At 38.3% G+C, this 25,907-nt stretch carries 28 protein-coding genes; all 28 read right to left on the bottom strand.

Annotated elements, in window-relative coordinates:
* Positions 1-8 precede the first annotated feature (8 nt).
* Positions 9-848, bottom strand: a complete 840-nt coding sequence (locus tag AC3CH7_RS22305; protein ID WP_012292775.1) for a flagellar hook-basal body protein — start codon at positions 846-848, stop codon at positions 9-11.
* A 30-nt stretch (positions 849-878) separates the two neighbouring features.
* A complete protein-coding gene (locus AC3CH7_RS22300; RefSeq protein WP_031418513.1) occupies positions 879-1,712 on the bottom strand; it encodes a flagellar hook-basal body protein in 834 nt (277 codons plus the stop codon).
* A 21-nt stretch (positions 1,713-1,733) separates the two neighbouring features.
* A complete protein-coding gene (gene mreB, locus AC3CH7_RS22295; protein ID WP_008180529.1) occupies positions 1,734-2,729 on the bottom strand; it encodes a rod shape-determining protein in 996 nt (331 codons plus the stop codon).
* Between the two features lie 210 nt (positions 2,730-2,939).
* Positions 2,940-3,200 carry a sporulation transcriptional regulator SpoIIID gene (locus tag AC3CH7_RS22290; protein WP_025114760.1) on the bottom strand — a complete coding sequence of 87 codons (261 nt, stop codon included), beginning with the start codon at positions 3,198-3,200 and terminating at the stop codon, positions 2,940-2,942.
* Between the two features lie 155 nt (positions 3,201-3,355).
* A complete protein-coding gene (locus AC3CH7_RS22285; protein ID WP_031418512.1) occupies positions 3,356-4,033 on the bottom strand; it encodes a M23 family metallopeptidase in 678 nt (225 codons plus the stop codon).
* A gap of 37 nt (positions 4,034-4,070) precedes the next feature.
* A complete protein-coding gene (gene spoIID, locus AC3CH7_RS22280) occupies positions 4,071-4,970 on the bottom strand; it encodes a stage II sporulation protein D (RefSeq protein WP_426388976.1) in 900 nt (299 codons plus the stop codon).
* A gap of 120 nt (positions 4,971-5,090) precedes the next feature.
* On the bottom strand, positions 5,091-6,404 hold the full coding sequence (gene murA, locus AC3CH7_RS22275) for a UDP-N-acetylglucosamine 1-carboxyvinyltransferase (protein WP_012292771.1): 1,314 nt from the start codon (positions 6,402-6,404) through the stop codon (positions 5,091-5,093).
* A gap of 366 nt (positions 6,405-6,770) precedes the next feature.
* Complete coding sequence (locus AC3CH7_RS22270) at positions 6,771-7,010, bottom strand: DUF1146 family protein (protein WP_012292770.1); 240 nt, start codon at positions 7,008-7,010, stop codon at positions 6,771-6,773.
* A gap of 77 nt (positions 7,011-7,087) precedes the next feature.
* Entirely contained in the window at positions 7,088-7,495 is a 408-nt protein-coding gene (locus AC3CH7_RS22265) for a F0F1 ATP synthase subunit epsilon (RefSeq protein ID WP_031418510.1), read from the bottom strand.
* A gap of 24 nt (positions 7,496-7,519) precedes the next feature.
* Positions 7,520-8,935, bottom strand: coding sequence for a F0F1 ATP synthase subunit beta (gene atpD, locus AC3CH7_RS22260; protein ID WP_012292768.1), 1,416 nt, complete (start codon positions 8,933-8,935; stop codon positions 7,520-7,522).
* A 48-nt stretch (positions 8,936-8,983) separates the two neighbouring features.
* Positions 8,984-9,841, bottom strand: a complete 858-nt coding sequence (gene atpG / locus AC3CH7_RS22255; protein WP_008180542.1) for an ATP synthase F1 subunit gamma — start codon at positions 9,839-9,841, stop codon at positions 8,984-8,986.
* Between the two features lie 47 nt (positions 9,842-9,888).
* Positions 9,889-11,397, bottom strand: coding sequence for a F0F1 ATP synthase subunit alpha (gene atpA / locus AC3CH7_RS22250; protein WP_012292766.1), 1,509 nt, complete (start codon positions 11,395-11,397; stop codon positions 9,889-9,891).
* Between the two features lie 28 nt (positions 11,398-11,425).
* A complete protein-coding gene (locus tag AC3CH7_RS22245) occupies positions 11,426-11,962 on the bottom strand; it encodes a F0F1 ATP synthase subunit delta (RefSeq protein WP_012292765.1) in 537 nt (178 codons plus the stop codon).
* Positions 11,959-12,480: a F0F1 ATP synthase subunit B gene (atpF, locus tag AC3CH7_RS22240; RefSeq protein WP_012292764.1), complete on the bottom strand. Its 522-nt coding sequence runs from the start codon at positions 12,478-12,480 to the stop codon at positions 11,959-11,961. The genes AC3CH7_RS22245 and atpF overlap by 4 nt, the downstream gene beginning before the upstream one ends.
* Before the next feature lie 173 nt (positions 12,481-12,653).
* Positions 12,654-12,878, bottom strand: coding sequence for a F0F1 ATP synthase subunit C (gene atpE / locus AC3CH7_RS22235; RefSeq protein ID WP_004269474.1), 225 nt, complete (start codon positions 12,876-12,878; stop codon positions 12,654-12,656).
* A 63-nt stretch (positions 12,879-12,941) separates the two neighbouring features.
* Positions 12,942-13,652: a F0F1 ATP synthase subunit A gene (gene atpB, locus AC3CH7_RS22230; RefSeq protein ID WP_012292763.1), complete on the bottom strand. Its 711-nt coding sequence runs from the start codon at positions 13,650-13,652 to the stop codon at positions 12,942-12,944.
* Positions 13,653-13,688: 36 nt separating this feature from the next.
* Complete coding sequence (locus tag AC3CH7_RS22225) at positions 13,689-14,060, bottom strand: ATP synthase subunit I (protein WP_008180553.1); 372 nt, start codon at positions 14,058-14,060, stop codon at positions 13,689-13,691.
* 537 nt (positions 14,061-14,597) lie between these two features.
* A complete protein-coding gene (gene wecB / locus AC3CH7_RS22220) occupies positions 14,598-15,719 on the bottom strand; it encodes a non-hydrolyzing UDP-N-acetylglucosamine 2-epimerase (RefSeq protein ID WP_036166915.1) in 1,122 nt (373 codons plus the stop codon).
* A 167-nt stretch (positions 15,720-15,886) separates the two neighbouring features.
* Positions 15,887-16,516 carry a uracil phosphoribosyltransferase gene (gene upp / locus AC3CH7_RS22215; RefSeq protein WP_004269470.1) on the bottom strand — a complete coding sequence of 210 codons (630 nt, stop codon included), beginning with the start codon at positions 16,514-16,516 and terminating at the stop codon, positions 15,887-15,889.
* 124 nt (positions 16,517-16,640) lie between these two features.
* Complete coding sequence (locus AC3CH7_RS22210) at positions 16,641-18,797, bottom strand: EAL domain-containing protein (RefSeq protein ID WP_197149084.1); 2,157 nt, start codon at positions 18,795-18,797, stop codon at positions 16,641-16,643.
* A gap of 280 nt (positions 18,798-19,077) precedes the next feature.
* A complete protein-coding gene (gene glyA / locus AC3CH7_RS22205; RefSeq protein ID WP_012292760.1) occupies positions 19,078-20,319 on the bottom strand; it encodes a serine hydroxymethyltransferase in 1,242 nt (413 codons plus the stop codon).
* Positions 20,320-20,347: 28 nt separating this feature from the next.
* The gene (locus AC3CH7_RS22200) at positions 20,348-20,890 is read right to left on the bottom strand and encodes a TIGR01440 family protein (protein ID WP_012292759.1); all 543 of its coding nucleotides are present in this window, start codon (positions 20,888-20,890) and stop codon (positions 20,348-20,350) included.
* Positions 20,891-20,975: 85 nt separating this feature from the next.
* Entirely contained in the window at positions 20,976-21,413 is a 438-nt protein-coding gene (gene rpiB, locus AC3CH7_RS22195; RefSeq protein ID WP_031418505.1) for a ribose 5-phosphate isomerase B, read from the bottom strand.
* A gap of 339 nt (positions 21,414-21,752) precedes the next feature.
* Complete coding sequence (locus AC3CH7_RS22190) at positions 21,753-23,036, bottom strand: methyl-accepting chemotaxis protein (RefSeq protein ID WP_012292756.1); 1,284 nt, start codon at positions 23,034-23,036, stop codon at positions 21,753-21,755.
* 14 nt (positions 23,037-23,050) lie between these two features.
* On the bottom strand, positions 23,051-23,485 hold the full coding sequence (locus AC3CH7_RS22185) for a low molecular weight protein arginine phosphatase (protein ID WP_031418503.1): 435 nt from the start codon (positions 23,483-23,485) through the stop codon (positions 23,051-23,053).
* A gap of 27 nt (positions 23,486-23,512) precedes the next feature.
* On the bottom strand, positions 23,513-24,010 hold the full coding sequence (locus tag AC3CH7_RS22180) for a manganese efflux pump (protein WP_012292754.1): 498 nt from the start codon (positions 24,008-24,010) through the stop codon (positions 23,513-23,515).
* A 166-nt stretch (positions 24,011-24,176) separates the two neighbouring features.
* Positions 24,177-25,211, bottom strand: a complete 1,035-nt coding sequence (locus tag AC3CH7_RS22175) for an L-threonylcarbamoyladenylate synthase (RefSeq protein ID WP_488381892.1) — start codon at positions 25,209-25,211, stop codon at positions 24,177-24,179.
* 101 nt (positions 25,212-25,312) lie between these two features.
* Complete coding sequence (locus AC3CH7_RS22170; RefSeq protein ID WP_488381891.1) at positions 25,313-25,903, bottom strand: stage II sporulation protein R; 591 nt, start codon at positions 25,901-25,903, stop codon at positions 25,313-25,315.
* Positions 25,904-25,907: the final 4 nt, after the last annotated feature.

The following is a 25,907-nucleotide window of genomic DNA, read 5'->3' as shown; positions in this document are numbered from 1 at the left end:
ATGACTCCCTATCGAATACCATTAATGAGACCAAGCATTTGGTCTGCTAATGTAACCGTTCTTGCATTGAATTGATAGGAACGTTGTGTTTGAATTAGTTCTGTCATTTCCTTCGAGAGGTTAACATTGGACATTTCTAAAGTACCACCCTGCATGCCGATTTGCTGACGGTTAGCACCTACTAGCTCTGTTAGAACTTCAGCTTGTGTAAAGCCAAGTTCAGCAAGGTTGTCTGGTAATCCAACATAAGAACCTGAAACATGTTCCATTAGTTGCGGTTTTTGAAATTCTGTAACCGCTAAATCCGTACGAATTATATCGCCATTTGGATAAGATGCTTCTAGTATACCACCATTTCGTACTGAAAATCCTTGCACATTATCTGGTAATGTAATAGCTTGTCCAGCAGCATTTGCCACTGGGTATCCTTCAGCCGTTACTAGCATAACTGTTCCATTATTTAGCGGCGATAAATAAAAGTCACCTTGTCGAGTATACACTGTTTCAGTTCCATTTTCACCATTTGGCATTAAAATATTGAAATATTGTTTTGCTTTTGTAAAAGCTAAGTCCAAATCTCGATTAGTTGTTTGCAATGAACCTTGCTTTTGATTGGATTTAATTTGGCCAAGCATTGCGCCTGATCCAAAGCGAATACCAACAGGTGTTTGACGCTCGGCACGATCCAGTTTGTCATTATTAAACTGTTGATAGAGTAACTCATTGAAGGTTGCTTCCTTCGCTTTAAAGCCTGTTGTACTACTATTGGCAATGTTATTACTAATTGTATCTAGTTTATTTTGTAATTGGCCCATTGTATTGGTTGCTGTCATCATTGTACGTAGCATTTATAAAAAGCCTCCTGTTCTGTTCGTCCGTTAAATTTTACCGATTTCATTAACAGCCTTTTCCATGCTGCGATCATAAGCTTGTAATACTTTTTGATTGGCTTCAAATGCTCGGTAGGCTGTCATTAAATCTGTCATTGCACGACCAGAATCTACGTTTGAGCCCTCTAAGAAGTTCTGACGTAATGTAAAGGAAACTCCATTCGTTCCATAGGCTGATGGCAGATTTGCGCCATTTTCTGTCCGAATAAGACCGTTATCTTGTTTCTGTAGCATGTTCGGATTGGCAGCATATGATACGCCTACCCGCGCTACTTGTTGATTATTAACGTAAATGGCGCCACTTTCATCGAGGCGGAAATCATCATTAGGTAACTGGATTCTTTGTCCAGCATCATTTAACACATAAAGGCCTTGCCCATTCACTAAATAACCTTGGCCATCCAAAGTAAAATTACCATTACGTGTATAGGCTTCCCCACCATCTGGATGTGCTAGTCTAAAGAATATTGAGCCAGTCACACCATCTTCATTTTGGGGTAAGTTTCCATCAATCAATGCCATATCTGTTGTAAAATCAGTGCTATAGATTTGGCCCTGTATGTAATTTGGTAATGTTTCTTGTAAGTATGTCCCAGTATTTAAAGCGCCTACTTGACTCATATATTCGGCACCAGCTTGTTGATTGGCAGGTGCATTTGTTTTTCCGATGCTAGACATCAACATATCTGGAAACGAACGAATCGTGGATTGGTCAGCCTTAAATCCTGGTGTATTTGCATTCGCTAAATTGTTAGATAGTAATTCTGTTCTTCTTTGTTGCGTGATCATACCCGTTGCAACTGTATAAAAACCTTTAAACAAAGAAATCACCTCATTTTATTTTTATAAGGACGCTGGCACGCGATCTATATTTTCGAGCATTATGCCTGTACCAATAGCTACACAATCCATAGGTCTTTCAGCAATAAAGACAGGTACTTTTAATTCTTCAATTAATAGTTGATCCATACCATGTAAAAGTGCTCCGCCACCTGTAATAATAACGCCGCGGTCAATGATATCAGCCGATAGCTCAGGTGGTGTTTTTTCTAAAACATTTTTGGCAGATTGAACGATCATTGCTACAGACTCGTGTAATGCACGTTCGATTTCTTCAGAGTGAATGGAAATTGTTCGTGGTAAACCAGTCACCATGTCACGACCACGGATATCCATTGTGTCATTACGACTACCTTTGAATACTGTTCCGATTGTCATTTTAATAGCCTCTGCTGTACGTTCACCAATTAGCAATTTATATTCTTTTTTAATATATTGCAAAATATCGTTATCAAACACATCTCCTGCCACTTTAATGGATTCACTTGTAACAATATCACCCATTGAAAGAACGGCAATATCTGTTGTTCCACCGCCGATATCAACTACCATATTTCCGCTTGGTTGGAAGATATCCATGCCTGCACCAATTGCTGCTACTTTTGGTTCTTCCTCTAAATATACTTTTTTACCGCCTGATTTCTCTGCCGCTTCACGGATAGCCTTTTGTTCAACACTTGTAATATTCGTTGGACAACAAATTAAAATACGTGGCTTTGCTAAAAATCCTTTGACATTTAATTTGTTAATAAAGTGTCTTAACATCGCTTCGGTCACATCAAAATCTGCAATGACCCCATCTCTAAGTGGGCGAATTGCTGTAATATTACCTGGCGTTCTCCCTACCATTTGGCGAGCTTCTTCCCCTACCGCTAATACTTTATTTGTCTTTTTGTCAATAGCCACTACAGATGGTTCATTTAAGACGATTCCTTTACCTTTAACGTGAATTAATACGTTCGCAGTACCTAAGTCAATGCCGATATCTTTCGAAAACATTTTATAATTTCTCCTTCCCGCCAGTTCCAACTACATAACGTTCATTTTATCTCTTTATCTAGAATATTTTATCATATTCTATTGGTAATTTCACCCTGAATTTAATGATTAAGACTGTTTTCTTTTCACGATCCGCATGGCAATAGTATAGTATTACTTTACCTTTAACAATCTTATTTTATGCCTGTCCACACAACAAAAAAGAACGAATCAATCTTGACTCGCTCTTTCTTTCCACTTGTTTTTCGTTGCTTCTCCTCCGCGAATATGACGTACGGCCTTATGGTAGGCGAGTATTTCCTTCACTTGGTCAGCTAATCCTTCATGAATTGTTGGTAATCGCTCTGTTAAATCTTTGTGCACCGTACTTTTTGAATAACCAGTCATTTTCGCGAGGACACGCACAGTCTCACGCGTCTCAATCAGTAATTCACCGAGGCGTATGCAGCGCTTCCGAATGTGCTCATGCACGTTCTTCGTCCTTTCCACACAATTTCACAAAATGCTTTGGCAATCAGATGCACATTTGCGCATTTCTTCACCTTATGTAAGGACAAAGCTATTCAGAACACGTTTTGCATTTTCCTAATAAAATGCTGATTTTTATGCGTTACTAGCTTTCAGAATTAAAAAGCTAGTAATTTTTTCGGATTAACATATTTTCCGTCTTCAACTACTTCGAAATGCATGTGGACGCCAGCCGCTTGATTCCACTCGTTATCAGTCGCTTTTCCTAAAGCTTGACCTTGTGTAACCTCATCGCCTTCTTTTACAGCGATATCTTTTACAGAGCTATAGTGAGTTTGCATGCCATTTGGATGCTCGATGACAATTTTATTCCCTGTAAATGCGTCTAGTTTTACTTCTAGTACTTTACCACTCATAGCAGCTAGTACTTCAAACTCTTCACCATTCATAGCAATAGAGATACCAGAAGACGTAGTAAATGTTTGATTAAATACCATTAGTGCATTTTCACGAGATTCTTCATTTGCTTCTAGCTCATAAAACTCTTGTAAAATTTGTACTTTACCAAGACTCTCTTCTTTGAATGGATACATCATGTTTTCAGTACGTGCATTTGTTTCTACTACTGGACCCGAGTCAACTTCCGCTAAATCTGGTAAAGGAGCATCTTCTACTTTTGATACAAGACTATTGTAACCAAATAACAACCCTGCTAGAACGAGTGCACCACCTGTGTAAACTACTGGCCAAAACCATGGTTTCTTTTGTAACTGACCATTTTCCTTTTGATTTGGATTCTGGTTTTGAGAAGCTTTATTATTTTTATCCTCTCTCATTTTCATCACCTCTAGTTGCAGTGTGAACAACTAGAAGTTATTTTAAACATGCATCTATTTTTTTTATTTCAATATCTTGATAATAATAGTGTAAAATTTCAGCAGCGGTTTTCCCTTCATTTGCCATGGCCTCTGCTCCATATTGACTCATTCCTACTCCATGACCATATCCTTGAGTTTTCACGTGCACTCTTTTTGTATTAGCATTATAGACAATTGAAAAATCTGTTGATGGTATCCCAAGAAATGTTCGTACCTGTCTCCCTGTCCAGACATTATTCCCTAATTGTAGACGCTCTACACGCCCTGAGTCATTGTAAAATAGCTGTATACGATTAAAATCACTAGCTTGCCATTGTACTGGCCATAGTTTATTCCATTGTGCTAGTGACCACTCTTGCTCTGCCTCAAATTTAGGAGAGGCTTGATCTGATATACTTGAAACACTTTGCAAATATGGAATGTTATTTCCACTATAACCGTATGCACTTTCTGTTTGTCCATTGCTTGTTGAATGGAACATAGCTGTAATTAAATTATTATTATAAAGAAGAACTTGTCCTTTCGTTTCATTAATTGCTTCGACAATTTTCTTTTCATTTCCCAGGAAATTGCTAGCCCAATTCGCTTTTCTTTGACTCTCATCATAGAAAACCTGCTTTGCTACAGTCGGTGCAATTGCTTTTTTACCGTAATTTGTCGTTTTTAACGCATAAGTTCGTGCTGCAATCGCTTGAGCCTTCAATGCCTCCTTTTTAAAAGAAACAGGCATTTCTGCCGCAACGACCCCTGTTATATATTTCTCTAAAGGGATTTTTTCCTTTTGTCCCTCCACTTCTATAAGTATTTCGCAAGCTTTTTCTTCCGCTGTTGGAGGTTGCACTTCCTCCCGTCTTTCGCTAAATCCTAAAACAGGAAGCACATATAATGCTCCCATTAAACAAAGGACACCTATACTAATCATCCATTTTTTCATAAGGAATAATATGCTGTATATCATTTAGTTATGAAAAATAAAAAACCCTCTGCTTATGTAAGCAAAGGGTTTTGACACATTTTAGTTTGCAGGTAATTCAACAGAAATGTCTTCAGTTGTCACAACTTCTTCATCAGTAATACGTTCAATATTGGCACCAAGAGAAGCTAATTTACCATGGAAATCAACATATCCACGATCTAAATGGTGTAGTTTTGTAACACGTGTAATTCCTTCTGATACTAGACCTGCTAAAATCAGTGCAGCCGCAGCTCGTAAATCCGTTGCCATTACTTCAGCCCCCTGAAGCTCTACTGGCCCCTCAATAAACACAGAGCGTCCTTCTATTTTAGCACCCGCATTCATACGACGGAACTCCTCAACATGCATAAAACGATTTTCAAATACTGTTTCCGTAATGATACTCGTACCTTCCGCAGTCAACATTAACGCCATCATTTGAGATTGCATATCTGTCGGGAACCCTGGATGTGGCATTGTTTTAATATCCACAGCCTTTAATGTCTGAGGAGCACATACACGAATGCCTTCATCCAACTCTATAATCTCTACGCCCATTTCGCGCATCTTTGCAATCAAAGCCGTCATATGCTCAGGAACTGCATTTTCAATGACCACATCACCCTTAGTAATAGCTGCTGCCACCATAAATGTACCAGCCTCAATGCGGTCCGGAATAATATGATGCTCTACTCCATATAATGTATCGACTCCTTCTATACGAATCGTATTTGTACCAGCACCAATTACACGTCCGCCCATACTATTAATAAAGTTAGCAAGATCTACGATTTCAGGCTCTTTGGCAGCATTTTCAATTACAGTTGTCCCCTCTGCTAAAGATGCTGCTGTCATAATATTTTCAGTTGCCCCAACACTTGGGAAGTCTAAATATACATTTGCTCCTTTTAAACGACCCTCTGTCTTTGCCTCTACATATCCATGGCCAAATGAAATCTTCGCTCCCATTGCTTCGAAACCTTTTAAATGTAATTCAATTGGGCGAGAACCGATTGCACACCCTCCTGGTAGCGCAACACGAGCATACCCATTACGCGCAAGTAACGAGCCCATTACTAAAATTGATGCACGCATTTTACTAACATACTCAAATTGTGCTTCACTAGAAAGTTCTTTTGTTGCATCTATATATACGGCATTATCTTCAGGTATATATGTAACTGCTGCGTTTAAACTTTTAAGTACTTCGTTTATTGTAAAGACGTCTGCTAAGTTAGGGACTTCTTTAATTACATTTTCTCCCTTTGAAGCAAGTAAAGCTGCTGCAAGGATTGGTAACACTGCATTTTTTGCGCCCTCTACACGTACTTTTCCCTGTAGTTTTTGGCCGCCAGTCACTATTATTTTATCCACCCTATGTCCCTCCGAATTCAATCTATTAACCTACCGAATTTTTATTTTAATAAAGAAGTATAATGTCATAATCAGTAAACAAACAACTCTATAGTACAACTTTTTTAACGCCCATTCAAGCGTCCAAATCACTATTTTAAGGCATTATTAGATATTTTGCTATTTATTTATTGTACGCTACCACTTTTTTTTTGTGAATGACCAATAACCAGTTCACTTCTAATACATACCCAAAGATGTATGAACAAAAAACAACTTTTAGAAGTTTTTTTATACATAGTTCAAAGGGCCACATAAATGTTATTATAAAGTCCTTTGAAGTATGTAGTGATGGAGTGTAAGATTCGAATTGATAAAGTCGAATCTTTAAAACAAGTATGGAAGTTTGCCAGACCAGTTAGATATTTGTAAAAAGAAATTGGATACAGCAGAACCAATTGCAATACTTAATAAAATATAAATAAGTTGAATTTGAAAAACTCTATTCTTTTTGAATAGTTTTTCTGCCATAAAAGCCTGTAATGCGTAAAATGTAATAGCTATAAAAAACAAATGCGATAAAATGCCTAATAAGGCTTCTTGTCCTATTGCTTCATAAAGCTCCATATTTCCCCCTCCAACTGTCCTATAATTTAAGCATTTTAAAAAACGGGCAGATGCTATATCTGCCCGTTAAAAATGAATTAGATATTACCCTCATGAACGTTGATACGATTCAACGCACGTTTTAATGCTAGGTCAGCACGTTTGAAATCAATGTTGTCTTGTTTACCTTGAAGACGTCCTTCAGCACGTTTAACGGCTTCTTTTGCACGTTGAACATCAATACTTTCAGCAACTTCAGCAGAAGGCGCTAAAATTGAAATCTTTTCTGGACGAACTTCAATGAAACCACCGCTAACAGCAACAATGTCAGTAGAACCGTCTGCTTTTTTCAGCTTCACTGCACCAATTGCAAGTGGAGCAACCATCGGAATATGGCCTGCAAGAACACCGATTTCTCCTGAAGTTGTTTTAGCGATTACCATTGATACTTCAGAATCGTATACCGGGCCGTCGGGAGTGACAATATTGACTAGAACTGTCTTCATATTTTTTCCTCCTCGTCCCTAGTATTAAACCTCTACGCCCATGCTTTTCGCTTTTTCAACTACTTCATCAATTGAACCAACTAGACGGAAAGCATCTTCTGGTAGGTGATCCCATTTGCCATCAAGAATTTCCTTGAATGAACGAACAGTTTCTTTTACAGGTACATAAGAACCTTTTTGACCAGTGAATTGTTCCGCTACGTGGAAGTTTTGTGATAAGAAGAATTGAATACGACGAGCACGTTCTACTGTTTGTTTATCTTCATCAGATAATTCATCCATACCTAGAATGGCAATGATATCTTGTAATTCACGGTAACGTTGGATTGTACGTTGTACACCAGTAGCAACTGCATAGTGCTCAGCGCCTACGATTTCAGGTGATAATGCACGTGAAGTCGAAGCTAATGGGTCAACCGCAGGGTAGATACCCATTTCTGATAATTTACGCTCAAGGTTAGTAGTAGCATCTAAATGGGCGAAAGTTGTAGCTGGAGCCGGGTCAGTATAGTCATCGGCTGGTACATAGATCGCTTGGATAGAAGTTACAGATCCTTTGTTCGTAGATGTGATACGCTCTTGTAGTTTACCCATTTCTGTAGCAAGTGTTGGTTGGTAACCTACCGCAGAAGGCATACGACCTAATAGGGCAGAAACCTCAGAACCTGCTTGCGTGAAACGGAAGATATTATCGATGAATAAAAGTACGTCAGCACCTTGCTCATCACGGAAGTATTCTGCCATTGTAAGACCAGTTAAAGCTACACGCATACGTGCACCTGGTGGTTCATTCATTTGACCGAATACCATCGCTGTTTGCTTGATAACGCCTGAATCGCTCATCTCGAAGAATAAGTCGTTCCCTTCACGAGTACGCTCACCTACACCAGCGAATACAGAGATACCAGAGTGCTCTTGTGCGATGTTATTGATTAATTCTTGGATTAATACTGTTTTACCTACGCCGGCACCACCGAAGAGACCGATTTTACCACCTTTAATATATGGTGCTAATAAGTCTACTACTTTGATACCTGTTTCAAGAATTTCAACTGTAGTTGAAAGTTCTTCGAATGTTGGTGCTTCGCGGTGAATTGAATCACGACGAGCGTCAGCTGGAATCTCTTCACCTAAGTCGATTACTTCACCTAGTACGTTGAATACACGACCTAAAGTAACTTCACCAACTGGTACTGAGATAGCTTTTCCTGAGTCTGTTACTTCTGCTCCACGTTGTAAGCCATCAGTAGATGACATTGCAATTGTACGAACAGAATCATCACCTAAATGAAGCGCAACTTCTAATGCAAGAATTGTTGGTTCTTCATTAGGACGTTCAATCTTAACTGTTAGTGAGTTATAGATTGCTGGTAATTGGCCATTGTCGAATTTCACGTCAACAACTGGACCCATTACTTGAATAACATGTCCTTTATTCATTACTGTGTATCCTCCTATCGTATTCTTATACGACATTGGGAAGCTGGCCTATTCTAAGGCTGCAGCTCCACCAACGATTTCTGTAATTTCTTGTGTAATCGCCGCTTGACGCGCACGGTTATATTGCAATGAAAGGTCTGAAATAAGATCAGATGCATTATCAGTTGCATTTTTCATAGCCGTCATACGAGAAGCATGTTCACTTGCTTTTCCATCTAATAATGCGCCATAAACTAAGCTTTCCGCGTATTGTGGAAGTAACACTTCAAGAATTGCTTCACCAGATGGCTCGAATTCGTAAGAAGCATTGCTGCTAGCAGGTGCAAGATCTGTTAATGGAAGAAGTTTTTTCTCTGTCACTTCGTTAGCAATTGCGCTGACAAAGTGATTATAGTACATATAAAGTTGATCATACGTACCGTCAATGAACATACCAACAGCATTACGAGCGATTTCTTTAATATCAGCAAATGTAGGTTGGTCTGGAAGACCTACAACATCACTGATGACATTATGATCACGTTTCACAAAGTAGTCACGCACAACACGACCTATTGCTAAAATCACGTATTCGTCTTTAGATTTATGACGCTCGTCAATTGTACGTTGTACTTGACGTAGGATACTTGAGTTATAAGCACCTGCAAGACCACGGTCAGAACCAATGACTAAGTAAGCTGTTTTCTTAACAGGACGAGCAGTTAACATTGGATGTCCACTGTCTTTTGTTCCTGAAGCGATCGCGCCTACTACGTCCTGAATTTTTTCCATGTAAGGAACGTACGCTTTAGCATTTTGCTCTGCACGACGTAACTTAGAAGAAGAAACCATCTGCATCGCTTTCGTAATTTGTTTCGTACTCTTTGTAGAATTAATACGACCTTTTATTTCGCGTAAGTTTACCACTGGTATTTCACCACCTTTTGTTTTTTAATCAAGTGACTAGCTCGAACTTATTCTGATTTAGCGAAAGTTTTTTTGAACTCCGTTAAAGCTGCTACGTAATCTGCATCAGGAGCAAGCTCTTTTGTAGTACGAACATGATCTAAAACGTTTGTGTGGTTTGAATCTAACCAGCTTAAGAATTCACTTTCAAAGCGAACGATATCTTGTACTGGAATATCATCTAAGTGACCTTTAGTTAATGCATAAAGGATTGCTACTTGCTTTTCAACTTTAAGTGGTTTGTTTAGGTCTTGTTTAAGAACTTCAACCGTACGTTTACCACGCTCAAGTTTAGCTAGTGTAATTTTATCTAAATCTGAACCAAATTGAGCAAATGATTCAAGCTCACGGAATGCAGCTAAGTCAAGACGTAGTGTACCCGCAACTTTTTTCATCGCTTTAATTTGAGCTGATCCACCTACACGTGATACAGAAAGACCGGCGTTAATCGCTGGACGTACACCTGAGTTGAATAAGTCAGATTGTAAGAATATTTGACCATCCGTAATTGAGATAACGTTAGTTGGGATGTATGCAGAGATATCCCCAGCTTGTGTCTCAACGAATGGAAGAGCTGTAATAGAACCGTTTTGATATGTTTCATTTAACTTCGCAGCACGTTCAAGTAAGCGGCTGTGTAAGTAGAAAACGTCACCAGGGTATGCTTCACGACCTGGAGGACGGCGTAGAAGAAGTGAAAGTTCACGGTAAGCTGATGCTTGTTTAGAAAGATCATCATACACGATTAATACGTGCTTACCTTGTAACATGAATTCTTCTGCCATAGAAACACCAGCAAATGGTGCTAAGAATAGTAATGGAGCTGGTTGAGAAGCCGCAGCAGTTACTACGATTGTGTAATCTAATGCACCGTGCTTACGTAAAGTTTCAACTACACCACGTACAGTTGATTCTTTTTGACCGATTGCAACATAGATACAAATCATATTTTCGCCATCTTGGTTTAAGATTGTATCGATTGCTACTGATGTTTTACCTACTTGACGGTCACCGATGATTAACTCACGTTGACCACGACCAATTGGTACTAGAGCGTCAATTGCTTTGATACCTGTTTGTAATGGTTCGTGTACTGATTTACGAGCCATTACACCGAAAGCAGGACTTTCGATTGGACGAGATTTAGTTGTGTTGATTGGACCTTGTCCATCCACTGGTTGACCAAGTGGGTTTACAACACGGCCAATTAGTTCTTCACCAACTGGTACTTCCATGATACGACCTGTACGACGAACTTCATCGCCTTCTTTGATGTCTGTGTATGGACCTAAGATTACGATACCAACGTTACCTTCTTCTAGGTTTTGAGCCATACCCATAACACCGTTAGAGAACTCAAGAAGTTCTCCAGCCATGGCGTTGTCGAGGCCATGAGCAAGAGCGATACCGTCACCAATACGGATAACTGTACCAACTTCGCTTACTTTAAGTTCAGATTCATAATTCTCAATCTGTTGTTTAATCAGACTGCTGATTTCTTCAGCCTTGATGCCCATGTATGTCACCTCTCACATTTCTTAATTATTAACCGATTAATTCACGTTTTAGGCGCTCAAGTTTGTTCGCTACTGAGCTATCGTAAATATGATTACCGATTTGAACACGAATACCACCAAGAAGTGATGGATCAATTTCGTTTGTAATGTTTAATGATTGTTTCCCTACAAGCTTCGCAAATGTTGTAGAAATATTAGCGCTTTCTTCAGCAGAAAGTGCACGAGTAGAGAATACTGTTGCATCTGCAGTACCTTGTGCCTTTGCAGCAAGCTCAGCATATGCGTTCGCAATAAGCTTCACTTCGTTTACACGTTTTTTCTCAACTAGTAGTTGAACTGTGTGTAAAACCTCTGGAGTTGCACCTGCAAAGATTTCAGCTACCATTTGTTTCTTACGTTCGATAGAGAACTTGGGAGCATTTAAAAGCGTTAAAAAATCAGGAGATTCTTGAACAATCTTTGTTAGCTCGTTTAAGTCTGCTCCAACCTCAGCAAGAATATTTTTTTGTTGCGCTAATTCAAAAAGCGCTTGAGCGTAACGTTTTGCTACAGCTGAATTACTCATCGAGCTTCCCCTGCCTTCGCAATCGTCTCTTCAATTAGAGCACGGTTGTCTGCCTCAGAAATCTCTTTGCTAAGGACTTTCGATGCTGCAAGTACAGATAATGAAACGACTTCATCACGTACAGCTGCAATAGCTTTTTCTTTTTCAGACTCAATTTCACGTAAAGCCGATTCTTTCAAGCGGTTTGCTTCATTACGAGCTGCAGTAAGAATTTCATCTTTTTGTAGTTCGCCTTGCTTCTTAGCGCCTTCAACAATCGATTGTGCTTCCGTACGAGCTTCTTTAAGAAGGCTCTTTTGTTCTTCTAAAAATTGGTGCGACTCTTTGCGCGCTTTTTCAGCTGCTTCGATTTCACTCGCTACTAACTCTTCACGTTGTTGCATGATGCCCATCAGTGGACCCCAAGCGACTTTCTTAAGTAAGAACATTAATACTAAAAAGATAGCTAATGTTGCGATGATGTCTCCGTTATTGAACTTACTAGCGCCAGCACCTAGTACAAGATAATCTAAATACACGATTGTTTCACTCCCTTCAAGAGCTTTAACTTCAACTTAATTTAATGAATTAAAAAACTACCTATTTTAAAAAGCTATATTTACACATAGCTTTTATCCGTTCCAAAATGAAGGGCGAAGTTTCATCTGGAGAATCCTGCTTCGCCACTAGTAAAATCCAGTGTTCAACTGAATTATTTATTCATTACGATGAATGCTACTACTACTGCGATGATCGGTAGGGCTTCAACTAATGCAACCCCGATGAACATTGTAGTTTGAAGAACGCCACGAGCTTCTGGCTGACGAGCGATACCTTCTACTGTTTTTGATACGATAAGACCGTTACCGATACCTGCACCAAGTGCACCTAAACCGATTGCGATTGCTGCTGCTAATAAACCTAATGAACCTGTCATTTGAAAATTTCCTCCTTGGAATTGTTTGTTTTTGTGGTTCAAGCATATGATATATGCTTTATATTAATGGTCATCGCTCACTTTATGAGCCATGTAAACCATTGTTAACATTGTGAAGATAAAGGCTTGGATAAAGCCGATGAAAATTGAGAAACCTTGCCATGCCATCATTGGAACGATTGCCCCGATGAATCCCACAGCACCTGATGATGCTAAACCTGCTAATAAGCCAAGTAAAATCTCACCCGCGTAAATGTTACCGTAAAGACGTAAACCTAACGTTAATGTATTTGCAAATTCCTCTACTAATTTAAGTGGGAACATGAAAGACATTGGTTTAAAGAATGTACCAGCATAATGCCCTGTACCCTTCATTTTAACACCATAGAAATGCGATAAAACTAAAATCATCGTTGCTAACGTCATCGTTACAGTTGGGTCAGCCGTTGGTGATTTCCACCAAAGTTCATGACCATAAACGATCGAGAATGGAAGACCTAATAAGTTAGATACTGCGATAAACATAATTAACGTAATACCGAGAATGTGGAATCGACCACCAGTTTTCCAGTCCATGTTGCTTTTGATGATATTCTTAACGAAGTCCATAATCCATTCCATGAAGTTTTGCATACCAGTTGGTTTTAGTTTTAGGCTTCTAGTTGAAATAAAGGCAATTAAAAATACGATAATTGCAGCAACTAGTAACATCATAACTGTCGATTTATTAAATGTTAAAAAACCGACTTCTAGTAACGGAGCTTCATGATTCATTGTTATTTTTCACCTCTCTTTCTAATTTAAAGCACATTAGCGGTTCCTTACATGTGACACAATTCTCTCGACAAAGAGAAAAACGTACGGAATCATTAGCCCTATGACCGTGCTAATTAAGTGAAAATAGTTTGGCAACGAAATGGCTATTGCGACTGCCGCAACACCTGATCCAAAGCGAAGTGCTGTACCAAGTGAGCCTATTTTCTTCCCTTCACTAATGGACCTGTCAAACTTCTCCATACGGCGAACTAGAATCCAAAAATTATACGTACCAAAGAATGCACCGACTGCGATGCCCGCAAATACAGTTTGAAAGGAAGTGAATCCCCAGCCTAATGCGCAGAGTGCAAGCAAAAAAAATAACGCCCTCTTCTGCACAGCAAAAATGTGATGCAAATCTAGCATTGGTTGTAATCTCCTGAATCAAATTTTCGAGTATTGAAAGCGTTTGCTGACCACCATGTGAAATCAGAAAAGAGCAGTGAAAGGCACTACTCACAGCGGAATAGTAATGGGAGAGTCATTTCAATTACAGGTGTAAATACCCAAAAAATAACTTACACCCCTTACCAACTCGGTAAAAACCGAAACGCACAAAACGTTGCAAATCGACAGTTTTATTTTGAACTGTCAATTTAGTAGAAAGTTGATATAACAAGTGTTTCAACGTCCTAATTATGAACTGAAACCCTTATCATTCTTACCCTTTGTAAGCATACAATAGGAGATATTTGAAGTCAATTGGTAATAGAGAAAAACTTCACAACCTATATACTCTTGTCAAATTGTTGACAAATTTGTGTATGAAATTTCATAGTTTCAAATGTTCTCTTTTTCTTGACTCATAGAAAAAGCTAATTTACGACATAATTATGCTCATAAATTAGCTTACCCAACTCAATAGGTACATTAGACTTATTTTTCCGAATTAAATATAGTACATTATTTAGTTTTTTGTAAAAAAACTAGCAATGCCTCTACAATTCGTTTAGATGCATGTCCATCACCATATGGATTTGATGCATGTGCCATCGCCTCATAAGCCTTTTTATCCGTTAACAATTCTTTAGCTAAAGTGTAAATAGTATCTTCTTCAGTTCCTGCTAGCTTTAGCGTTCCAGCTGCAATTCCTTCTGGGCGCTCTGTTGTGTCTCTAAGGACAAGTACTGGCTTCCCTAATGATGGTGCCTCTTCTTGGACGCCACCTGAGTCTGTTAAAATCATGTAAGAATTCGCTGCAAAGTTATGGAAATCAAATACTTCAAGTGGCTCTATTAAATGTACTCGTTCATTGTCACCTAAAATTTCATTCGCGATTTCTCTTACTGCAGGATTCATATGCACCGGATATACTACTTGAACATCATCATGCTCAGCTAAAATCCTTGTAATTGCTTTGAACATATGACGCATTGGCTCACCCAGATTTTCGCGTCGATGCGCTGTTAATAAAATCATGCGATCTTCGCCAATTTTATCTAATACGGGATGCGTGTAATGTTCACTAACAGTTGTTGCCAATGCATCAATGGCTGTATTACCTGTAACAAAAATGGTATCAGCATTCTTATTTTCATCGATAAGATTCTTTTTAGATACTTCGGTTGGCGCAAAATGTAAATCAGCCATTACACCTGTTAACTGACGATTCATTTCTTCTGGGTATGGTGAATACTTGTTCCAAGTTCGCAGTCCTGCTTCCACATGTCCAATTGCGATTTGGTTATAAAACGCCGCCAAGCTTGCAATAAAAGTCGTCGCTGTATCACCGTGTACCAATACGATATCTGGCTGAGCTTCTTTCATTACTTGATCCAAACCTTGTAATGCGTTTGTCGTCACATCAATTAATGTTTGACGATCTTTCATTATATTTAAATCATAGTTTGGTGTTATTTCAAATGTCTCTAGTACTTGATCTAGCATTTGGCGATGTTGTGCCGTTACTGTGACAATAGATTCTATTTGCTCAGGATACTTTTGTAACTCTAAAACAAGAGGAGCCATTTTAATTGCTTCTGGTCTTGTACCAAAAATCGTCATTACTTTCCATTTTTTCATCAAAACGATCTGCACCGTCCTTTTTGTTATTGTATGAAAAGGACACCACACCAGTTGAAGTCCAACATGAGGAGTACTTACCTAAACATACTATGAAACGCCCTTCAAATTTGAAGGACGCTTTCACAAATTATTAGTTTCCTAAATGAGGAAATTTCATAACACCATTTTTACTTCGTGCCGAATAGGCGGTCTCCGGCATCACCTAGACCTGGTACAATATAACCATGATCGTTTAGTTTTTCATCCAAAGCAGCAATATAAATATCTACGTCTGAATGCTCTTCTTGAATAGCTTTGACACCCTCTGGTGCAGCGATTAAGCACATGAATTTAATGTTTTTAGCTCCACGTTTTTTCAATGAGTGAATTGCTTCCACTGCTGAACCACCAGTTGCTAACATTGGATCTACGATAATAAAATCACGTTCTTCCACATCTGCTGGAAGCTTTGCGTAATATTCAACTGGTTTTAATGTTTCAGGGTCACGATAAAGACCAATATGTCCAACTTTTGCGGCTGGGATAAGCTTTAGTACACCATCTACCATACCAATTCCTGCACGTAGAATCGGTACAATTGCAAGCTTTTTACCAGAAAGTACTTTTGTTTTAGCAATCGTTACAGGTGTTTCAATTTCAATTTCTTCCACCGGCATATCACGTGTAATTTCAAATGCCATAAGTGTTGCTACTTCGTCTACTAGCTCACGAAATTCTTTTGTACCTGTATTCTTGTCGCGAATATAAGTTAATTTGTGTTGGATTAGTGGATGATCAAATACATAGACTTTGCTCAAAGGGATTCTCTCCTAACCGTTCGGATTTCATTTTTATCTCAACTAGTATAACAGAAAAAAGGAATCGCCTCAAAAATAAATTTAAGGTGACTCCTTTTATTAAATTTTCTTTGACCAAAGTAAGTTATTGATCCAGAATTGTATCTAATTGTTCTATTGCCATTGGCTTAAAATAGAAATACCCCTGTCCGACTGTACAACCTAAAGCACGGAGTATTTCAACCTGTTCTTCTGTTTCTATTCCCTCTGCAACAGAAATCATTCCTAAGTTTAATGCCAATTGAATAATTGAGCGTACAATAGCAAGCGTTGCAGGGTCCTCTAAGGCATTAATAAAGCTTCTGTCAATTTTTAATTCTGTGAATGGTAATTGTTGCAGATAGCTCAATGAAGAAAATCCTGTTCCGAAATCATCCACGGATGTTTTGAAACCATAGCTTTTTAATTCCTGAATAATTGTAAAGGCAGATTGGAAGTCTACTAACCCTATATTTTCTGTTACCTCTAATATAATATTACTTGGATCTATTTCATATTTCCTAACGAGCTTTAGCGTATCTTGAACGAAATGCGTATAGTAGAAATGATCTGGTGAAATATTGACCGCTATTTTCACTAATTTCTTCCCTACCTTTTGACGTTCTGCCAGCCACGATAGCACAATTTCTAAAACTTGAACGTCAATTTCTCTAACCTTTCCCGCACTTTCCGCTACTGGAATAAAGATGGCTGGAGACACAAAGCCCAGCTTCGGGGATACCCATCGTGCAAGTGCCTCTATACTTTGAATCTCTCCATTACGTAAATCTACTTTTGGCTGTAAATGGACTGTAATTTCTTTATTTTTGATTGCTTGGGACAAATGATTTAATACTGTCATTTGCTGTACTAGAACGTCATTTTTTTCTGTCGTAAAAATTTCTGTATGTGTACCCGGTTTATCAGTAGCAGACGAAAGCGCATTATCTGCAAACCGAATTGCATCATTAATTTTTATAGCATCATTAAAGGAAGCAATCCCTGTTTTTAACGTGATGTAAATTTGCTTTCCTCCTATTATAAAGGGCTGCCGAATCGTCTCCTTGATGCGCCTTTCATAATTATTTAAATTTTCATTAAAGGTCATCGTGGATAGAATAAGACTAGAGCTTGTAAATCTCGCAATATATTCGCGATCCCCTGGCTTGTCTTGCTCTAGACGTTTGGCGAGCTGCCTTAATAATTCATCACCAAATTCACGTCCATACAGTTCAACCACTTGATGAAATTCGCTTGGTTTCACAATTTTAATATAACCATTTTGTCCACGTTCAGCCTCTTTTTCGAGGCAATTCACAAAGCTATGACGATTAGGTAAACCTGTTGTAATGTCGGTATAGGCTAAATCCCATATTTTTCTCTGTGTTCTTGCATACGTATATGCTAAGGCAACCAGTGCACTAACTTTTCGAAACATATTTGTGAAATATGCAAGGTCACTATGTGCTTGCTGATAATATATTGAAAAAAGCCCTATTACTTGTCGCTGTTGATTGCGTATAGGTATAAATAATCCATACGCTTTGTGTGAAAAAGCAGCAAATTGTCTATGCTCATCTGGAATATGCACCTCATCCAAATTTTCAATAAAAATAGAGGTTTCTGATTGCATAACCTTCGTAAAAAAGTCGGTATTTTCACAGCATCTCGGTACATCTTTTGATCTACCATTATCCATAAAAGTCTGTAATAAATTGCTCTCCGTTTTGATGAGTACCATACTGGAAGTATTCGGCATAAAAAACTCATCCAGTCCGCGACAAATAATATGCATCTTTTGCTCAAAAGAGCTATCTCTCTCTATCGCCTTATACATATCATTTTCTAAACGCATTAAGAAATCTTCCGTATGATAATACGTAACGTCCTTCATAAGGACTAGCACATATTGCGTTACATTTGCATCGTTTCGAAATGGTAGAGCTTGAATTTCAGCCCAAAATGGGGGTTTATTGATACCTTTATGATGTAGCTTCGCTTGTACCATGATACCATTATGTATTTTTTCTTTAATCTTTTTTATGGTTGTCTTTTTTTCATCTAATAGCCATGTAAAATAATTTGTTTTTAGGATTTGTGACCTTGAAGCATTTGTAAGACTACAAAAAGATTCATTACACTCTACTATACTATGATGATTTGTTGCATCAAAAATTACGAAGCTTTCCTTAGAATTATCCCCTAAATTGAGAATACTATTTAATAAGGCATCATTATCTATATCTAACGATTTAGTGACCATCCAACCCCTCCTTCTCTATCACTTCATCCCATTTCCATTGTACATAAAATTTAATTAAATTTTCACTTTTATTAAAAAAAACTTCTTTTTTAGTACACAATCTGACCTCAGCCAACTATAATAATCCCTTTCTATCGATTATATGTAAATTTATTCAAAAATAAGAGTGTTATTATTCTTAATTAGAAAAAATATGTATTTCATTGTTCGACCTACTTTTCAAAATAAAAAACTGTGTTTAAAGTGAATTTCCCACTTTAAACACAGTTTTAGAATGCTATTAAGCGTATAATGGATGTTTATCTGTTAATGCTTTTACGCGATCTTTTGCGTCCGCTTTAACTGCTTCATCTTCAGGGTTTTTAAGAACTGCTGCAATAATTGCACCCACTTCTTTCATATCTTCCTCTTTAAAGCCACGAGATGTAACAGCTGGTGTACCGATACGAATACCTGAAGTAACAAATGGAGACTCCGTATCGTAAGGGATTGTGTTTTTGTTAGTTGTAATGCCCACTTCATCTAATGCATGTTCTGCTACTTTACCTGTCAGACCAAGAGATTTAACGTTTAATAGTAATAAGTGGTTATCTGTACCGCCAGATACAATTTCAACACCCTCAGCAATAAGGACTTCGGCTAAAGCTTTTGCATTCAATTTTATTTGTTTTGCATAGTCTTTAAATTCTGGTTGCAGTACTTCGCCAAATGCTACAGCTTTAGCAGCAATGACATGCATTAATGGCCCTCCTTGAATTCCTGGGAATACAGACTTGTTTAATTTTTGCTCCCATTCTTTCGATGCAAGAATTAATCCGCCACGTGGTCCACGTAATGTTTTATGTGTAGTCGATGTAACAAAGTCTGCATATGGAACTGGCGATTGATGCTCACCAACAGCTACAAGACCAGCTATGTGTGCCATATCCACCATGAAGTATGCACCTACTTCATCTGCGATTTCACGGAATTTAGAGAAGTCAATTTCACGTGGGTACGCAGAAGCTCCCGCAACTATAAGTTTCGGCTTATGTTCTAATGCTTTTTGACGTACATCCTCATAATCGATAACTTGTGTGTCCTTTGTTACACCATATTCCACAAAATTATAAAGAATACCAGAGAAGTTTACAGGAGATCCATGTGTTAAGTGACCACCATGAGAAAGGTTCATACCAAGAACCGTATCGCCTGGTTCTAAAATTGTGTGGTATACAGCCATATTTGCTTGCGCACCAGAGTGTGGTTGCACGTTTGCGTATTCTGCACCAAAGATTTCTTTCACACGATCACGTGCAATATCTTCAACTACGTCTACATGTTCACAGCCACCATAGTAGCGTTTACCTGGATAACCTTCTGCGTATTTATTTGTCAGTACAGAACCTTGCGCTTCCATAACTGCTTCGGATACAAAATTTTCAGATGCAATCAATTCGATATTTGCTTGTTGACGTTTTTTTTCTGCAAGAATTCCTTCTAATACTGCTTTGTCTTGTACTGCTAATTTTTCATATGCCATGTTAGAAAAAGCCTCCTAGTATCCTTTATTATTTATATACAGCACGTTCCCCGCCAATTAGCTTTGGGCGTGTTGTTGCAATCGTCACCACTGCTTCTCCCACCATTTTCACTGATGTGCGAACTGGGACAGCTACTGCTTTCAAGTGCATACCAATTAATGTTTGTCCAATATCTATACCTGCATGTGCCTGAATGGTTTCAACAACCACAGGATTAGTAAATCGCGTATAGGCATAAGCGGACATAGAGCCACCAGCTGTACGTACTGGGACTACCGCCACTGGATCGTAGCCAAATTGTTCAGCAGTTGATGCCTCCATCGTAATAGCACGATTAATATGCTCACAGCCTTGAAACGCTAAATGTAGCTGGTGTTTCATTGCGAATTCTTGTAACGGCTCGAAAATGGCTTCTCCTATCTCCAATGCACCTGCTGTGCCAATTTTCTGACCAATCACTTCAGATGTAGAGCATCCTACGACAAAAATTGTATGAGGTCGTAATGTTACCTGCTCTTCAAATTCACTGAGTAACTGAGTCAAATGCGTTCGTATTTGTTTTACAACCATTAAGCTCAGCTCCTTCATTTATAGCCATTAAAATCATGCCATACATGACATCCTTGATGAATGTCATATATGGAATAACAATCCTTTATTGCTCAAGTTCCGTAATTTTTTCTATGCGTCGTGTATGACGACCACCTTCAAACTCAGTTTCTAGCCAAGTTTGGACAATTTCACGTGCAAGACCTGGGCCAATAACACGTTCACCCATAGCTAAAATATTAGAGTCATTATGGCATCGCGTTGCCTTTGCACTAAATACATCATGCACTAATGCACAACGAATACCTTTCACCTTATTTGCAGCAATAGACATACCAATTCCCGTGCCACAAATTAAAATACCTTTATCAAATTCTCCGTTGGCTACACCATCAGAAACTGGCTTTGCGTAATCCGGATAGTCTACTGAATCCGCAGATTGTGGACCAAAATCTTCGTAGCTAATATGAAGCTCATCTAGTAGCTGCATGATCTCACGACGTAGGTTGTTACCTCCGTGATCAGAAGAAATTGCTATTCTCACTGGGTTCCCTCTTTTCGAATTATAGTCAACCTTAGTGTACCACTTCTTTCTGAAGAATAACACGATTTTTCTTGTATTTTTATGCTGATTTCTCCTAAAAGACGAACATTTATTGTTACTTAGCTAAAAATCATTCACTTTTATATCTCTTTTTCTGTGGATATTGTGAATATCATGTTAATAAATTCGGATAATGGTCTTTTGTTGTAATATTCTATCTACTAAAGTTTTTCTCATTTTTTATTTACAGTGGACAAACTGTATCACTATTTTTTCCAAAAATAAAAAAACTGTCTATAAATCCGATTTTTCACCGCATTTATAAACAGCTTTTTGTGACTAAGCCTGTCGATCAAATTGTTGAATCACTTTATGCAAAGCTTCTGATTGCTTTTTTAAACTTTGCGCTAGGTGCTCTACTTGTTCAATGGCGTAGGCTTGTTCTTCAGCCGCACTACGAACTTCTTGTGCACCTGCTGATGTTTCCTCTGCAATTGCAGCCACTTCTTGTGATTGACGAGCAGTAGTTTCAATATTATGCATCTGCTGTTCAATTAGTGAAGATATCTCTACAATCGCTGTTGCCATTTCATGTACGTTAGACGACATACCTTCTACAGCTGTTGTTGTTTCAGATACGCGATCTGCTTCTTTCGTTGCAAATGCTACCTGTTCATTCATTTGTTTGACTACGACTTCAACATTTTGCTGCATAGATTGGATTAGAGCTGTAATCCCTTGCACAGCTTTTGCACTTTCATCTGCTAAACCACGCACTTCCTCCGCAACCACAGCGAAGCCTTTTCCATGTTCTCCAGCACGAGCCGCTTCAATAGATGCATTTAAAGCTAGTAAATTTGTTTGTGCCGCAATATCACCAACTAAGCCAATAATGCGCTCTACTTGGCCAGCATTTTCTTCTAAAGCATGAATGCTTTTTAATGCCTCATTGTTACCAGTAGCTATTTGTTGAATACTATTAACTAATGTTTCGATTGCATTTGTTGTTGTCGATAAATTATGTAAAATCTCTTTAGATTGTGATGCCGATGCTTCTGCTCTACTATTTACTTCTGTCGCAAGAGCTCGTACATCCTCAATTGCCTCAGCGGTATCTTGTACAGCTGTCGCAGATGCTTCAGCTCCTGCCGAAATATGCTTAACGGTTGAAGCAATACCTTCTGCTTTTCGAGTAGCGACTCCCGCTTCATCTGAGAGCTGAATAATCGATTGATTGGTCTGTTGAAAATTTTGGTCAATACTTTCCACCATTTGACGTAAATTTAATACCATTTGTTGAAATGCCTCTGCAACCGAACGAATCTCATCGTTTGTTTTAGGCATCTGAACATCCTGCCCAATTTTCCCCTCTGCTACTAGAGTTGCGGAATGCTCAAGTTGTTGTAAAGGTTTAATTAAGATCACGCTAAAGATGGCAGCCAATATACCTGACCATGTGATTCCTAATGCATACGTCACCACTTGAAATACTTTTCCATTAATACTTGGGAAGAAGGTCGGTTGTAAGAATTCAATAAATATAAAACTGATACTGTAAGTAATTAATGCTAGCACGCTCACAAATAACACCAATTTAAGTCGTAAACCAAATTGTTTTTTCATAGGGCTCCTCAATTCTATTGTAGTTTTTTTATTAATTGATCAACCAATTCATGTAGTTCCGCAAATGTTGCTTCGTATATTGCTCTGTTACCGCCGTAAGGATCTACTACATTCTCCAGGCTACCTTCATTTGTATACTCTTTTAATGTGAATACTTTATGATCAGTGCCTGGGAAGCTTGAGATGACAGTGTCTTTGTGAGCGGTAGTCATTGTTAGGACTAAATCTGCCCATTCCATTTCTACCATGGATAATTGTGTTGCAGAATGCTGATGAGACATTTGAGCTTCATTTAACACTTGTTGCGCATGTGCTGACATTTGGGCATTAGGCATAGCATAAATACCTGCAGAACGTACTTCTAAATTGTCTATTTGTTTATGTTTTAATATGACTTCTGCCATTGGACTGCGACAAGTATTGCCTGTACAAACAAATAATATTTTCACACTTATCACTCTCCGATTTATATTGAATTATTGCTGAATAGCTAGGATACTCATAATTATAAATATAATGCCAGCAATGATTTGAATTTTATTTCCAAAAAAGACTTGGCTCCTACGTGCAATGACTAATGACCCATAGGCACAAATCAAGGCACTCAAGCCTGCACTCATTATAAAAATGGTTTTTTCTAAGTTTAGCATACCAAAAGAAACACTAACTGAAAAGGTATCTAGGCTTGCAGTCACAGCTAAAAGTACGGGGGAAATTGTTACTTTTTCATCCCGATGAGAGAATAATAGTAAATGCATGCCCATGCAAAATAACAAAATACTCGATATCCATTGTCCCCATTCTAATAGAAAACGAACTAAATAGTTTCCTAATTCAAATCCCAACAAAGGAAAAAGCATATGCAGTGCAGCCGTCCATAGTGATAAAAATAAGCGATATCTAACATTTGGCAGCAATACATATAGACCAATAACATCAACAGACGTTAATATACCTGCAAGAATTCCCTGCAAGAATACACTCCTTCTCTCCCTAATATATTATCATTTTATGCTCGAAAATACATTATTATCATATTTGTCCACATAAGATTTTCCTTTTTATAAAGAGGATCCCTGCCTATAAAAAAAGGACAAAAGACATGTAAATTTATTAATGTCTTTTGTCACTCATTTTTATTTACAATGAATACCATTTGCCTCCTGAAGCCTTTTCAAGCCTATTCATAATAGCTGCCCCTACGCCTTCCGTCGAAGTTGTCGTAGCTAAAATAACGGTAGCTGTTGTTTTATCACATGCTCTAAGTGCATGGTATAACGAAGCACCCATGTCTTCTTTACTTCCCTCTTCACCTACTGAGAAGTAAAAATCAGCTTTAATATGTTGGAAATTTTGAGGTGCAAGAAGTGCTACTTCATGTCCTTGCTGCTGTAATTGTTGAACAGCTTCGCTTACTTCCCCATCATGGCAATTGATTAAGTATACCGGCGCATTTGGTGCATAATGTGTATATTTCATGCCTGGAGCCTTTGGTGTCTCTTCTAGTTTCTGCTCTATTTTGGTTGGTTGAATAACCGGACCAATTGTTGCTTCAAGCATCTCCTTCGTAATGCCACCCGGACGTAAAATTACTGGAGGCTCGTGTGTCACATCTAATACAGTGGATTCTAACCCAATGCCTGTGGAACCTCCATCCAAAATATAAGGTATGTACCCTCCCAAATCATCTAAAACATGGATAGCTTCTGTTGGACTCGGCTTACCACTACGATTAGCACTTGGCGCAGCAAGTGGTTTTTGAAGCTGCTGTAATAAGGCAAGTGCTACTGGGTGGTCTGGCATACGGATGCCGACAGTCGATAATCCAGCCGTTACACTTTGAGCCAGCACATTTGGTTTAGCAGGCATTACAAGCGTTAACGGTCCTGGCCAAAATAAATCGATGCATTGTTTGGCTATTTCAGAAATATGTTCTATATAGTTCGTTACTTCCTCTTTTGTACCAACATGAACAATTAAAGGGTTATCTGAAGGGCGGCCCTTCGCTTCAAATATCTTCTTCACTGCCGTATCATTTGTTGCAACAGCACCCAGCCCATAAACCGTTTCTGTCGGAAATGCTACTACCTCTCCCGCATTTAAGATACCCACAGCTTGTGTATAATTTATTTGACTATTCACATTACTGTCCACAACCTTGCAAACGGTTTCCATGTTTAAAACCTACCTTCATTTATTGATTCTTACTGAATTATCCACAAATTGTTTATAACTGCTTAAAAAATGTGCATAAGTTATCTGAATTTGTGAACAATTCATGCAAAAAATCCTTTAATCCATTCCCAAATAAAGAATGTTACTTGCTCTTCCTCTTCTGGTTCTTCTGCTTTTACTTCTTCTTTTTCGGGCTCGCAAATGGATGGGAATATACTGCACCACCAGTTATCACCACGCGCATCACCAATTTTAACTACAATGGAGTGATACACATTTTGTGGATATAATACCGCTCCCTGTCTTTTAGGCGGAAATAAGTTATCCCCAACCACTACCTGTGTATCTATCTGTGGATAATTTTTGCTTAATTCTGTTTCAATTTGTTGCTTTAACGTTTGAATTTGCTCATTCCCTGCAACACCTGCAGATACTACTTGCATAAAATAGGGTTTTAATTCTTCAACAAGCTGCTCTTTCTCATGCTGATCTTGTGCTGTATTGCTATTAGCAATTACACGAATTCTAAAATCTTTTTCTTGTTCTTGATTAGTAGCCTCTTTTGCAAAACCTACTAATGATGGAATATATAAAACACATAGCTGTAAAGCAATGGCCACTACTACTAATCTAGCAAACGCTAGAAAGATATTTTGTTTAGGTAATCTAATAATCTTGTATTCATTTAACATGTAA

The sequence above is a fragment of the Lysinibacillus sp. F12 genome (assembly GCF_057773605.1).
Note: the sequence above shows the minus strand (reverse complement) of the source record. Positions and strands in the feature narration are given on the sequence as shown.

Bases quoted from the DNA above. Each gene is read 5' to 3' on its own strand.
- atpA (WP_012292766.1), bottom strand. From the start codon at position 11,397: ATGGGCATCAAGGCTGAAGAAATCAGCAGTCTGATTAAACAACAGATT.
- AC3CH7_RS22285 (WP_031418512.1), bottom strand. From the start codon at position 4,033: ATGAGAGAGGATAAAAATAATAAAGCTTCTCAAAACCAGAATCCAAAT.
- AC3CH7_RS22200 (WP_012292759.1), bottom strand. From the start codon at position 20,890: ATGGTTGTAAAACAAATACGAACGCATTTGACTCAGTTACTCAGTGAA.
- AC3CH7_RS22190 (WP_012292756.1), bottom strand. From the start codon at position 23,036: ATGAAAAAACAATTTGGTTTACGACTTAAATTGGTGTTATTTGTGAGC.
- AC3CH7_RS22245 (WP_012292765.1), bottom strand. From the start codon at position 11,962: ATGAGTAATTCAGCTGTAGCAAAACGTTACGCTCAAGCGCTTTTTGAA.
- spoIID (WP_426388976.1), bottom strand. From the start codon at position 4,970: ATGGGAGCATTATATGTGCTTCCTGTTTTAGGATTTAGCGAAAGACGG.
- AC3CH7_RS22270 (WP_012292770.1), bottom strand. From the start codon at position 7,010: ATGGAGCTTTATGAAGCAATAGGACAAGAAGCCTTATTAGGCATTTTA.
- glyA (WP_012292760.1), bottom strand. From the start codon at position 20,319: ATGGCATATGAAAAATTAGCAGTACAAGACAAAGCAGTATTAGAAGGA.
- AC3CH7_RS22210 (WP_197149084.1), bottom strand. From the start codon at position 18,797: ATGGTCACTAAATCGTTAGATATAGATAATGATGCCTTATTAAATAGT.
- AC3CH7_RS22305 (WP_012292775.1), bottom strand. From the start codon at position 848: ATGCTACGTACAATGATGACAGCAACCAATACAATGGGCCAATTACAA.
- AC3CH7_RS22175 (WP_488381892.1), bottom strand. From the start codon at position 25,211: ATGGAAACCGTTTGCAAGGTTGTGGACAGTAATGTGAATAGTCAAATA.
- AC3CH7_RS22225 (WP_008180553.1), bottom strand. From the start codon at position 14,060: ATGCTAGATTTGCATCACATTTTTGCTGTGCAGAAGAGGGCGTTATTT.
- atpB (WP_012292763.1), bottom strand. From the start codon at position 13,652: ATGAATCATGAAGCTCCGTTACTAGAAGTCGGTTTTTTAACATTTAAT.
- mreB (WP_008180529.1), bottom strand. From the start codon at position 2,729: ATGTTTTCGAAAGATATCGGCATTGACTTAGGTACTGCGAACGTATTA.
- AC3CH7_RS22265 (WP_031418510.1), bottom strand. From the start codon at position 7,495: ATGAAGACAGTTCTAGTCAATATTGTCACTCCCGACGGCCCGGTATAC.
- atpE (WP_004269474.1), bottom strand. From the start codon at position 12,878: ATGACAGGTTCATTAGGTTTATTAGCAGCAGCAATCGCAATCGGTTTA.
- atpD (WP_012292768.1), bottom strand. From the start codon at position 8,935: ATGAATAAAGGACATGTTATTCAAGTAATGGGTCCAGTTGTTGACGTG.
- AC3CH7_RS22170 (WP_488381891.1), bottom strand. From the start codon at position 25,903: ATGTTAAATGAATACAAGATTATTAGATTACCTAAACAAAATATCTTT.